The organism is Desulfosporosinus acididurans, from assembly GCF_001029285.1.
Taxonomy (GTDB): Bacteria; Bacillota; Desulfitobacteriia; order Desulfitobacteriales; family Desulfitobacteriaceae; genus Desulfosporosinus; species Desulfosporosinus acididurans.
Genome location: NZ_LDZY01000013.1, coordinates 73253 through 85089 on the forward strand (window position 1 = coordinate 73253; position 11837 = coordinate 85089).

The 11837-nt window shown below is 41.3% G+C and carries 9 protein-coding genes; 7 read left to right on the plus strand and 2 right to left on the minus strand.

Annotated features, from left to right (window positions below; all coding sequences use genetic code 11):
* The first annotated feature begins 224 nt into the window (after nucleotides 1-224).
* The 3 genes from DEAC_RS17185 (at nucleotide 225) to DEAC_RS17190 (ending at nucleotide 2316) form a co-directional block, all read left to right on the plus strand.
* Nucleotides 225-1271, plus strand: a complete 1047-nt coding sequence (locus DEAC_RS17185; RefSeq protein WP_083996252.1) for a phosphodiester glycosidase family protein — start codon at nucleotides 225-227, stop codon at nucleotides 1269-1271.
* A gap of 304 nt (nucleotides 1272-1575) precedes the next feature.
* Nucleotides 1576-1740, plus strand: coding sequence for an aspartyl-phosphate phosphatase Spo0E family protein (locus DEAC_RS22885; protein ID WP_083996254.1), 165 nt, complete (start codon nucleotides 1576-1578; stop codon nucleotides 1738-1740).
* A gap of 81 nt (nucleotides 1741-1821) precedes the next feature.
* Nucleotides 1822-2316, plus strand: coding sequence for a GNAT family N-acetyltransferase (locus DEAC_RS17190; RefSeq protein WP_047811307.1), 495 nt, complete (start codon nucleotides 1822-1824; stop codon nucleotides 2314-2316).
* A gap of 26 nt (nucleotides 2317-2342) precedes the next feature.
* Here the strand turns inward: DEAC_RS17190 and DEAC_RS17195 are convergent, their stop codons facing one another.
* Complete coding sequence (locus DEAC_RS17195) at nucleotides 2343-3347, minus strand: cation diffusion facilitator family transporter (protein WP_047811308.1); 1005 nt, start codon at nucleotides 3345-3347, stop codon at nucleotides 2343-2345.
* A 132-nt stretch (nucleotides 3348-3479) separates the two neighbouring features.
* Between DEAC_RS17195 and DEAC_RS17200 the strand changes: the two genes are divergently transcribed.
* The gene (locus tag DEAC_RS17200) at nucleotides 3480-4103 is read left to right on the plus strand and encodes an SGNH/GDSL hydrolase family protein (RefSeq protein WP_242847187.1); all 624 of its coding nucleotides are present in this window, start codon (nucleotides 3480-3482) and stop codon (nucleotides 4101-4103) included.
* A gap of 153 nt (nucleotides 4104-4256) precedes the next feature.
* Here DEAC_RS17200 and DEAC_RS17205 read toward each other — a convergent pair whose 3' ends face one another.
* On the minus strand, nucleotides 4257-4901 hold the full coding sequence (locus tag DEAC_RS17205) for a TVP38/TMEM64 family protein (protein ID WP_047811310.1): 645 nt from the start codon (nucleotides 4899-4901) through the stop codon (nucleotides 4257-4259).
* A 162-nt stretch (nucleotides 4902-5063) separates the two neighbouring features.
* On the opposite strand from DEAC_RS17205, the gene DEAC_RS17210 reads away from it, so the two are divergent.
* The 3 genes from DEAC_RS17210 (at nucleotide 5064) to DEAC_RS17220 (ending at nucleotide 11558) form a co-directional block, all read left to right on the plus strand.
* Nucleotides 5064-6614, plus strand: coding sequence for a sensor domain-containing diguanylate cyclase (locus DEAC_RS17210; protein ID WP_047811311.1), 1551 nt, complete (start codon nucleotides 5064-5066; stop codon nucleotides 6612-6614).
* 161 nt (nucleotides 6615-6775) lie between these two features.
* Nucleotides 6776-10084, plus strand: a complete 3309-nt coding sequence (locus tag DEAC_RS17215; protein ID WP_053006481.1) for a sensor domain-containing phosphodiesterase — start codon at nucleotides 6776-6778, stop codon at nucleotides 10082-10084.
* Nucleotides 10085-10397: 313 nt separating this feature from the next.
* Nucleotides 10398-11558: an aminotransferase-like domain-containing protein gene (locus DEAC_RS17220; protein WP_047811312.1), complete on the plus strand. Its 1161-nt coding sequence runs from the start codon at nucleotides 10398-10400 to the stop codon at nucleotides 11556-11558.
* The last annotated feature ends 279 nt before the right edge of the window (nucleotides 11559-11837 follow it).

Below are 11837 nucleotides of genomic sequence, written 5' to 3' on the forward strand. Positions count from 1 at the left end.
TTACTCTAGCTATAACATTTTTCTCTAGCTAAATTCCCCCAATACTGGGTGGATTTTTAAATACAATTGTTGGAAGGCAGCACAATTTTTCAGATGGATTTATACCCTTCGTATGACCAAAGAATGTATTTTGTTTCCGTAAATTGGTTTAACGTTATTGTGAAATATGTTGTAGAATATAGATATTTAAGGTATTGTGTTTTCTCCAAGAGAATGGAGGTAAAATGAGTAATACAGGAATTTCTCGGTCATCTGACCCAAGGGGAAACCAGAGGCTGCAGCGGAAACCTGCCGGAATTTATTATTACAGCCGTAGGAAAAAACGGCTAAGGCAGGCTTTTATAGGGATGTTTGCAAGTTTCTCGATTTTCGTCTTGTGCTTTTTAGGATTTTTGTTTGCACCTGTTGAACCTTTTGAGTCCCTTCGTGATTTATGGGTAACTAGTGCCATGACTACGCTGCATCATCAATATTTGGCAACCTTTTTATTTAGTGAAGCGGAAATCAAAAAAATAATGGATAGTAATAAAATAGCCGATTTGGGGAATTCTCATCCTGATAATATTCGAACTCAAGGAACGGTCAATAACAGTGGAACGGAACTAATTGACATTAGTCAAAAGGGATTTAAGGGTTATTTGCTTAAGATTAATGATCCGGCCCGTGTTCAAGTCGCTGCGACGCGTTATCTGGGTAAGGTAGGAGAAAAAGCTGAGGATATTGCCAAGGAGAACGGAGCAAGTGCTGTAATCAACGGCGGGGTGTTTGATGATCCACAAGGAACCGGCAATGGCGGGCAGCCCCTCGGCATTCTTATTTCTGACGGTCAGATTCTTCATAAAGATCCCGTTTCATCCTTTGATATCATTGGGTTAAATCGCGATAATGTATTAGTTCTTGGACATTATACATTAACCCAAATTAAACAAATGGATATCCGGGATGCAGTTACCTTTAGTCCGTTTCTTGTCGTCGATGGCAAGCCTTCAATTACTTATGGAGACGGGGGATGGGGGATTGCTCCCAGAACAGCCATCGGACAGACTAAGGATGGCACAATCTTAATGCTGGTTATTGATGGGCGGCAAGTTGGCTCTTTGGGTGCAACCCTTAAAGATGTACAGGATATTATGCTTCAGTATGGCGCCTATAATGTTGCTAATCTGGATGGCGGTGCATCTTCAGTTCTTTATTATAACGGTAAGATAATTAATCATCCGTCAAGCCGCTATGGCGAACGTTCTATACCATCGTTCTTTATTGTTAAATAGTTTTTAACGAGAAGTTAAAGTAACGATTTGCTTGCGGTCTTATAGAGCTGCTTATTAGTGCAGTCAGAGACAGCGGGGGAATGGAGGTGATTTATGGTTGTTACTAAGGAAAAGTCCTTTTTTGTCTATGGTCAAAAAGAGATAGACTATCTGCTTTATCGTCATAGCAATGTATTTTTAATTTCGATCTTTAAAACAATGTTTTATTTTATCTCTAAAAGAACCACTAAAGAATTGAATTCTTTTGCTGATTAGAGTAATATGTTGAAAGGAAATATGGAATTATGATTGGGGAGGGGAGATTATGAAGCAGGATGAAGTTTTAGGTCTAATTGAGAGTCTAAGGTCTCAACTCGTCAAGTTAGCCCAATATAAGTCCTTGAATGATCCTGAAGTGATCAATCTAAGCCAGCGTTTGGATTCGTATTTGACACTTTATCATAATATTATGTCAAATTTTGTTAGTTAAGAGATTTTGGGAGATGCCATTGCTGCTGATGGAATAGGAATTTTGTAACGTTAAATAATTATGAATTTAGGGGTTTGCCAGATGATGAGAAAAGCGGTTGTTGAAGACGTTCCGCAAATTATGGACATTGTCCAAAAGACAATTTTAGAAATGCATTCATATGGGAATTATCAATGGGATGAGAATTATCCACAAGCCGATGATTTTACGATGGATATTAAGGCAGGAAACTTATACGTACGAGAAGAGAAGGGTAATCTTGTGGCGTTTATCTGTATTAATAGGGTTGAACCCGAAGAATATTCTCATCTTCATTGGTCTTCCAGGGAAGGGATGGTAATCCATAGAATGTCTGTCCATCCCGATTATCGAAGGCGCGGTTTGGCTGTCGAATTGCTTCAATTTGCCGAGACCTTGGCTCGAAGCAATGATTTACCTTATTTGAAAACTGATACAAATTCGAAAAATGAAAAGATGAACTCTCTCTTCAGGAAATGCGGTTTTCAATTTATAGGTCAAATTAATTTTATGTCTAAAGAAACTCCCTTTTTCTGTTACGATAAAGTTCTTGAGTAAAAGCGCTGAACATCAACTTTCGATGTTCAGCGCTTCTTAATTTGAGGATTAGCTTTTAAGGGTGTGGGAAATTCAATTGGCTGCCAATCTTTAATCCCATCATCTTCAATAATGCCTAATGTTACATCTGTGACATCTTCGTACGCCAATAAATTGTCTCGAATTTTGGCTTTGATTTTATCTGCCTCTGCTAAGGAAAACCCTCTGTGCAGTTCAATGTAGCTTTCAACGTGATAAAAACGTCCTTCCTGGAGGATACGCATTTTATTAATATCCGTTACAGCAGGATCGGCCAAAATAATTTGAGAGACTTTATCTTCCACCTCTTTGGGGGCGGAAACTCCAATAAGTCCCACCATATTGTCATACCCCACTCGAAAGGCAACTCCGAACATGAGCAACCCGATTATGATTGCGGCAAATCCGTCAAGAGCCTTGAGAGGAGTAAAGCGTGTGAGTAGGATGGCTCCTAAAGCCAGAACTGCTCCGGAGGTGGCTACAAGGTCTTCATAGAAGACTAAACGGGTAGGGGGAGAAGCCTGCTTGACATTCTTGAGCGCAAAAGGGATTAGATTTAGCCCCTTTTTATCACTGTGAGTCTCTTTGCCAATTTCACGGATTGCCTTAAGGAGAACATAACCATCCGTTGCCATTGAGGCAACAAGACTAAAAATAGTAAATCCCAGAGTTTGAAACGACGAGGGATGCTTAAGGAGATGGATTCCTTCGAGAACCGTTTCATAAGCCATAATTGTTACAACGATTACAGCCCCCATACAAAAGACATTAATGAGCCTGCCAAATCCAGTAGGAAAACGAGGTGTTGGTTTTCGTTCCGCGAGGATGCTGCCGACAAAGACAAAGATCTGGTTAACCGTATCGGCTCCAGTATGCATAGCTTCAGCAAACATTGCCCCGCTTCCGCTGGTGTAAGCGGCAATACCTTTAATCACAACCAGAATAAGATTTCCTATGGAAGCATATAAGGATGAGGAATTCCCCTTTTGAATAAATTGCCAGAGATTGTTCACGAATATTCACACCAATCAATTCAATTGTTTCTTCTTAGCTTCTCTGAAATAAGGGTGATTATTCGTCAGGCGTGACAGAAATGGATTGGAAATCATACCCTATTAGAAAAGAAGAAGCTTTGGAAAGCAGGTGTGAATTTGTCGTTGTATCTGGCCTTGGGGGACTCTATCACTGCTGGGTATGGGGTTGGAACGACTTTCTCGTTTCCGTCGATATATGCCCAATTTTTAAGAAGGCATGAGCCGAATTTACTGTTGCGTAACTTTGGGGTTAATGGTTTGACGACCGGCGGACTTTTAGTTTTGTTACGGCAAAACGCAGCAGTACGCCGCTATGTTTGTCAAGCTTCGTTAATAACGATTACGGTTGGTTCAAATGATCTTCTTCAATTATTGAGAAATTCTTCTTGGAGCTTTAATCCTGCTCAATTGTCTTTGACCCTCGTTTCTATGGAGAAAACCGTATCTCAAATAGGGGAAGAAATCAGAAAGATTAATCCAAAGGCGATACTGAAAATAGGCACCCTTTATAATCCTTTACCGGCAGGACCCTATGCGCGGTTCTCTTCGCAAGCGCAGCAAATAATTGACCAGGTCAATATGATGATTGTCGCCTGGGCAAATCGTTATGGAGGAAACGTTGCTAATATTAATCGAGAATTCCGCGGCAAGGAGCAACAATTAATAGGCCCGGATTTTGCTCACCCAAACGTAATAGGATATCAGAGGATTGCCAGGGCCTTTAGCAGAGCTTAAGATTTTATCCACGAGACAGCCTTCATTTAATCATTGCATGAAGGCTTCTTATAGTTTATGATGAAGTTCGCAACTAAGTACTAGGAAGGCGGATGAATCGTCGTTCAAGAGGTGTTTTGAAGATGGAGGGGGAACTTTAGTGGGTTTTTGGCATTAATGCTGGGGATCTGTACTATTAGTTGTGTACCAATAATAAATTATTAAGCCAAAAAGGATTATTCCTATGCCTAATGAAATAATAAGCCGGCCTGGATGGTGGGAAGCTCGCCAGAAATCATGGCCTACCCAAGATTCCCAAATAATCATTGGGAATTTTCCGCAAAGAGTAGCCAGTAAGAAGGATGGAAAAGGCATTTGGGATAATCCGGCCGAATAGTTGACGGCCGCAGAGGGAAGTATGGGAATGAGCCTGGAGAGAAAAACAATTGAAAAGCTATTCCCTTCGATGAGCTTTCCCCATTTTCCCAATTGGGCGATTTTAGGCTGGGCCCAAGTTTGACCTAGGGTCCGAGAGAGACAAAAGCCAAGAGCAGCGCCTAAAAGGCTCCCTGTAAGAGAGAGTAAAAAGCCACCAAGACAACCAAAGAGGATGGTGTTCACTCCGGCAATCAAAACAAAGGGAACTACAGGAAAAAGCATTAGCAGTGCAATTATTAATATATCGATCAAAAGGCTTAGGTTTCCCCATTGTTTAATAAAGGTTTGAAGAACAAAGGGATGTTGAAGTTTGGGATAGAGGATAATCACCAGAGAAAGAGATAGCAACAAGGTGAGGAATGAAAAATACTTTTTTTTCAAGAGATATCCTCCCGCTGAAGAGTTTAATTGCACCTATTGTTTATCCTAACATATTATGTACTCTTTTGAATAGAAGTGATATTCAATCTTGAAAAGACTTTTTCTTTTCTTGGTTTATGATAAAATATGGTTATGACATGAGAATGAAAGGGTGATAAGCCCATGCTGCCGGCCCAATCGAAAACGTATCGTCTCAAACCTGAGGACGTCTTTGGTCTTCTTCAAGAAATTAATCACCAAGAGAATCTGGAAGACGCCCTAAAATTACTTGCAAAACGAGGGCTTGATTTTTTTAATTCGACGATGGCTGGTATTTGGCTATTTGAAGAACGAAAATTTCATTCTCTGACTATTAGTACTCTTACGGAACAACAAGAAAGATTTTTAAAGCATAGCTTTCTTTCTTCGGATTTAAGGAATTTCTTTAAAGGCAAAATAGAGAGCGATGCTTTTTTTGAGCCTTCAATTACGCTCCATGAAATTGACGAGCAAGGGTATGAACATGATTTCGGAGAATTAAAGAAGGGGTATCGTTTCACTGAGTGGAGCGAAAATCTAAGGGAATTTGCAATCCGGCGAATTTTATGTGTCCCTTTGGTTCATTATGGCCAGTTTTTTGGCTTGCTGGCGCTTTTTAGTGCTGATCCTTCAGCCTTTGATGAAAACAGCGTCTATTGGCTGGAGCAACTGATGCCTTTAATTTCTTCAAATGTCTATGAGCAGCAGCTGCGTTTAGCGGCTTTGGACCGTGAGCAGGCTTTGTCACTGCTTTTACGGGGAACTGAAATCTTAGTTAAAGCTGTTTCTGAGGATCAATTGTTAGCCGAAGCAGGGGAAATGGCTATGGAAATTTTATACCTCGAAGCGGGTTTTTTTCATATGGAGCAAGAGGGGAATTGGATCATACGGTCGCCTTTTGGGCGGCTAAAGCAATTAGAAAAAGTTTGGCAGGAGTGGATGAATCGCGATAAGCAAATCCATTTCCCGGCGGGGTATGTACCACGTTCGACACCAAGGTTAAGGGTTCTGGAAGAATCAGATCAAAGAGATATGCCATATCCTGTAAAGCGGATTTACATCCATCCGATCATAGCTCATCGCGGGATTGTTGGAGAGCTCTGGCTTATGGACTCAGGAGTTAGGAATCTTGAACAAACTCAAGAAATACTATCGGCCTTTGTCAGGATTTTAAGTATGTCTTTGGAAACAATACGCCAAAGGCTGGAGCTTAGGCGCTTGGCAACAACAGATTGCTTAACGGGGATTTTAAATCGTCAAGGTTTTGAACAGCGGATGTTGGGAGAAATGGCGAATACCTTGAGGCGGGGGACGACCTTTCAATTTTTGCTTCTTGACTTAGACGGTTTTAAATATTTGAATGACACCCAAGGACATCCTGCGGGAGATCTTGCCCTCGTTCATGTTGCTCAAAACCTGCAAAAATCTGTTCGCTTAGGCGATATTGTTGCTCGAACAGGCGGTGACGAATTTGCCGTGGTCCTTACGGATTTAAAGGCGGGTACAGACGCCATTAAAATTATTGAACGTTTAAAGAAAAATTTAGACCTAGAAAAATTTGGTCTGGGTATTACCATTGGGGTTGCTGAATTTCCTACGGAATCTCAAGATTATGAAACATTATATAAAGTTTCCGATCGCCGACTTTATATTGGAAAACAAAATGGCAAAGGACAAATTATTGTCAAAGACTAAGCCCTAAATTATCTCATAGTTAAAAGCTAATCTTGAAATTCGGCCGGCCGTATGGCGGCCGTTTTTTAATACGGAAAAAATTTGTCTATATTTAGAAAAAAACCAATTATTAGCAGGATTTTTACTGAATCTTGGAGAATGGATTTCTAAGGAGGAGATCCATGATGAGGGTTAACCTGAAATGGGACAATTTAAAACAAATTACCCCCTGGCGCTTAAGTAGCTTATACGCTTTAATCGGTGGCTTTTGGATACTTTTTTCGGATCGCATTTTAGGCTTTTTTATCCACGATCAGACATTATATGTTCAGTTATCGACCCTAAAGGGGTGGCTCTATGTTTTTGTTTCTTCGATTTTTCTTTATCTTTTCTTTTACTGGGGGTTAAAATCGCTTCAAGATTCTGAAGAAGCACTTCAGGAAAGTTATCAACAACTACAGTTAAAGCATAAGGAACTTGAAATTGCCCATGAAGAAATGGAGGCGACTCATGAAGAGCTTGTGGCCGCCGAGGAAGAGCTAAAGCAGCAATTTTATGAAGTTCAGGAACAAGAGGCGTACTATCGAAGGGTTTATGAGGGGATTTCCAGTGGAATTATCGTGCAGAATCGCCATGGACAGCTTATTCATGCCAATGATGCTGCTTGTCGTTTGTTGAGGCGTGGCCGCTCCCAATTGAGATTGCCGTCCCCTACTGATGGTTCTTGGCAAGCTTATTTTTCTGACGGAACACCTTTTAAATGGAAGGAATTACCTCAATCTGCTTTGGCTCATAATGCAAAATCACCTCTTTATCGTGAACTAGTAATTTCAGAGGGGAGTCAACAGAAATCCTGGCTATCGATTCATTCTGACATTATTCAAAATCTAAATTCGGATCATGATCAGGAGATCATAACAACCCTCGTGGATATTACAGAAGAGAAAACGTTGGAAATCTATGAACATCTTTTAAATGAGATCAATCAAATGGTGTTATCTGAAAAGTCCTTGCCGGAAATTAAAAGATATCTTTGTGAACAGCTTGTCAAGCAAATGGAGTTTCCTTGGGTTTGGATAGGGGTAAAAAAGGACGATGGAATGGTTGAGTTTCGGGCAGAAGCGGGCCTAAAGTATTCGAACTCTAATCCGATTCGTTGGGATGAGTCTTTATATGGGCAAGGAGCAGTAGGACGGGCTATTCAAACCGGTTACAAACATGTGGAAGTGTTAGAGGGTAACCCCATTTTCGAAGCTTGGAAGGATTTTATTGAGAAAAATGGACTTCGTTCTGTAGCAGCTTTTCCTTTGATTCATCAGGGAGAAACCTTTGGAGTTTTGACGTTATACTCGCAAATAACTGACTATTTTAATGAAAAGCGGCTAGCTTTTTTGGAACATTTTTCGTTTCAATTAGCGGTTATGTTTAATTCAGCAAGCGATCGGGAACATATGGAACGCTATCGCCTCTTAGCCGAGGACTCTTTGGAAATGATTCTTTTTATTCAACCGGACGGACGGATCATAGATGCCAATGAGGCTGCCATAAATCGTTATGGATATACTCGAGAAGAGTTAACGAGTAGGTATATCCAGGATATACGCTTACAAGATGACTGTAATAAACTTATCGAACAAATTAGACTAGCGCAAACTGGGATTCAGTTTGAGTGCATGCACCGCAGTAAAGACGGCAGTGCATTTCCGGTTGATGTCAGCTCTAAGGGGGCTCTTTTTCATGGCCAGTCTATTATCGTAAGTATCATCCGCGACGTCACAGAACGAAAAAATGCCGAGGCTATGATCTGGCTGGAAAAAGAACGTGCTCAAGTTACTTTGGATTCAATTGGGGATGCGGTTATTACGACGGATGTTCAGGGGAATGTTGAATATCTTAACCCTATAGCCGAAGCCTTAACTGGTTGGAGTAATCCTGAAGCAGTAGGTCGTTCATTAGAGCAAGTTTTTCATATAGTCAATGAAAATACCAATGCCTCTGTTGAGAGTCCCATTGTTCGCTGCTTAAGAGAAGGGCGTATCGTTGGTTTAGCAAACCATACTGTCTTAATCCATCAAAATGGGCAGAGAATTGCCATCGAAGACTCTGCTGCTCCAATTCGCGATCGGCAAGGTGCTGTTATTGGAGGAGTTTTGGTCTTCCATGACGTAAGCGACAAGCGAAATTTAATGAACGAACTTGCTCATCAAGCCCACCATGATTCTCTTACCGGCCTGCCAAATCGTCTTCTGTATAATGAACTCCTGAACCAAGCGTTGGCGCAGGCTCGGCGTAAAAAGAGTATGCTGGCAGTTTTGTTCCTTGATTTAGACCATTTTAAACTAATCAATGATACTATGGGACATAACATGGGTGATCTTCTCCTTCAGCTGTGTTCGGAGCGACTTAAACAAGCGATACGTGAAGGAGATACTATTGCTCGTCAAGGCGGAGACGAATTTTTGATTCTTCTTCCCGAAATTAGGCGGGGAGAAGAAGCTGCCTATGTCACTGACAGGATCTTAAAAGTTTTTTTCGAGCCCTTTATGCTCAATGGGAACGAAGTATTCATTAGTACAAGTGTCGGAATAAGCCTTTATCCTAATGATGGCAGTGATTTAGAATCTTTAGTCAAACAAGCAGATACAGCAATGTATTATGCCAAGGAGCAAGGCCGAAAAAACTATCAATTTTTTACACCTGAACTCAACAGCAGGGCACAGGAACGTCTCTCGCTTGAGAATAATCTGCGTAAAGGCTTAGAACGGGAAGAGTTTGTTCTTAACTATCAACCACAAGTGGATTTTAGTACCGGACGGATTGTTGGCATGGAGGCTCTGATTCGCTGGAATTCTGCTGAGAGAGGAATCGTTTCCCCGGATGTATTTATTCCTATTGCTGAAGAAACAGGTTTGATTGTCCCCATAGGGGAATGGGTACTGCGAAATGCCTGTGCCCAGAATGTTGCCTGGCAAAAACAAGGACACCAGCCCTGGCGCATTGCTGTTAATATTTCGGCGCGGCAGTTCCAAGAAGCCAATTTTGTTGAATTACTATCTAGAGTATTAAACGAAACCGAAATGGATCCTCAGTGGCTGGAAATTGAAATAACAGAGAGCATTGCTATGAAAAAAGGGGAATCTGCCGTTAACTTATTAAATCGTATTAAGGAATTAGGAGTTCGGATATCTATTGATGATTTTGGAACTGGATTTTCGTCATTAAATTACTTACAGCGATTGCCGGTAGATACCTTGAAAATCGATCAGTCCTTTGTTCGAGATATTTCCGAGGATGACAATGGAGAAGAAGTGATCACCACAATTATTTTATTGGCTCGAAGCCTTCACCTTCGAGTAATCGCTGAAGGGGTAGAAACGAAAATTCAGTATCATTTCCTCAAAGAAAAACAATGCGATGAAATGCAAGGGTATTTCTTTAGCAAACCGCTCTTGGCAGAGGACATCGAACGAAAGTTCTTATCCGGTTTTTAAGCCCCCCACTTCTATAAGTGGGGGTGGGCCCTTCGTAAAACTTCAGGTGGGGTAGAGTCCTACTTCGCCGCTAAGTATTCCTATTGGGAAAGGCGGCTCGGCAATAATGTCCACTGGACATTATTGTATCTGAAGCCCCGATGTTCAGCTTTAGCTGAACGAGTTCACTGTCCGATTAATACATAATAATTACAACAACCTGATATCTGGCAGGAAATTATTTCAGAAAGTAGAATTATATATAAGCCAACTATATAAAAGAGAGAAAAGTATCAAAATGTGACATATATCAGGCGACTGAGGAGGATTTAGGATGCGGTATGCAAAATGGATGGCGAATATGGGTGAAAGCTTTATAGGGGAAATGCTAAAAGCTGCCCAGAATCCAGATATGATTTCCTTTGCCGGCGGTTTACCGGCTCACGAACTTTTTCCGGATCAGGTCTTGCAGCGTAGTTTTCAGCGCGTTTTCGAGGAACAGGGAAAACCTGCCCTTCAATATGCTCAAACTGCCGGACATCCGCCCTTGAGAGAGTGGCTTGCCAAAGGACATCTAAGAAATGGTAAACCAGCTGGGATGGAAAACATCGTGATCACAACAGGAAGTCAACAGGGCTTAAGTTTGTTGGGACAAACCTTTTTAGATCCTGGTGACGTTGTGTTTTTGGAAATGCCGACTTATCTGGGAGCGATTCAGGCCTTTCAGGCTTTTGGTGCTCAATTCAGGATGATTCCCTGCGATGATCAGGGGATTATTCCTGAAGAACTGGAGAAAATGCTTGGAGAAGTAACACCCAAATTCTTATATCTTATTCCCAATTACCAAAATCCTACCGGCAAGGTGATGGGCCTTGCGCGCAGATTGCAGCTTTTACGGGTAGCTCAGATTTATGATTTGCTGATTGTTGAGGATAATCCTTACGGGGAACTGCGTTTTGAAGGTGAAGCCTTGCCCAATTTAGTGGAATTGGGTGAAAATGTCATTTACTTGGGCACCTTCTCAAAAGTTTTAGCCCCAGGACTAAGGGTCGGGTATGTTGTTGCGGATGCAGACATTGTAGATCACCTTTGCCAAACGAAAGAGGGGGTAGACTTACACAGCAATAATCTTACTCAACGTGCTGTCTTAGAATTTTTAAAGGAAGGTGTGCTTCCAGGACATATTCATACCTTACGAACGGTCTATAAGGAACGAAGAGAAGCTATGGTTGAGGCGATTGAAAAGTATCTCGGTGACCAGGTGGAAATGATTGTGCCTTCAGGAGGTCTCTTTCTTTGGGCTCGCTTTAAAAATATAGCCAACAGTTTTGATTATGTTGAGGAGACTATTCGTCAGAATGTCCTCTATGTTCCTGGCGCGGTCTTTTACACAGATCAACGGGTCACTCCGGAGATACGTTTGAACTATTCCTGCTCGACACCGGAAGTTATTGATGAGGGAATTAAACGCTTAGCACGAGCGATCGTAGGCTAGATAATTATAGTTCTTAGTTTATCTAAGATGATTAGTTGGGATAATAGGATGATTAAATAGAATTTGAGAGAACTAATTAATTTAATAAGAAACTGGGGCCGTAACGAAGATTAATTCGTTACGGCCTCTTCACAAACATAAGCCTATTTTTAAATTATCCAATCCTAAGACACTTACTTCTATAAGCGGGAGTGGTTCTCATACCTTACTTCGGTGAGGGTAGAGTCTAACCTTCAGCGCGATAGCATTTGTTATAGGCTAGGCGCATTCGTCCCTGAA